We start from the raw sequence: 528 nt of genomic DNA, 5'->3' as shown, positions 1-528 counted from the left end.
AATAATATTTTTCAATCCTTTAAATAGAGGAATAGACTGCCGACAGAGTCCGAGACTTTGTGGGTAGTTTTTTTAGTTTTGATAACGGAAGTTAGAGGCTCTCTGTCAAATTGGGCAGATGCGTTCAGTATCGGAATTTAGGCTACTAAACATGTCCTAGCTTTAGCTCAGAATGGACGACGGAAGCTGGGCAATCAAACATGGCTAGCTCTATGCCAAAACGGGCAGATGAGCTTGATAACGGAAGTTAGGCTAGTAAACGTGTCCTAACTTCCTTTTTGCATTTTGAAGTGTAAAGTTTTCAACATAATACTATTAGTTCGGTCATGTATCGGACTGATGGAAAAGCGTTTCACTTTTAATGGCTCATTAAGAACGGCCTGAAAATGTTTGGCGTATTTAGTGCAATGATAGTTTTGACATTTAGTTTCTAATTGGTCATTACTGCCGAGCAAATCTAGTAGAGTAATCATGTAAATCTTTAATGTGTCAGTTGGTTCACTAGCGGTGTTAACAATTACGGAAATT

At 38.3% G+C, this 528-nt stretch carries 1 protein-coding gene; it reads right to left on the bottom strand.

The genetic code is table 11. The annotated features are described in order from the left end of the window. Positions 1-266: 266 nt before the first annotated feature. The coding region (locus IDG60_RS01680) for a hypothetical protein (RefSeq protein ID WP_241013322.1) at positions 267-528 on the bottom strand (262 nt) is incomplete at its 5' end.

The sequence above is a fragment of the Staphylococcus sp. EG-SA-2 genome, assembly GCF_017152085.1.
Note: the sequence above shows the minus strand (reverse complement) of the source record. Positions and strands in the feature narration are given on the sequence as shown.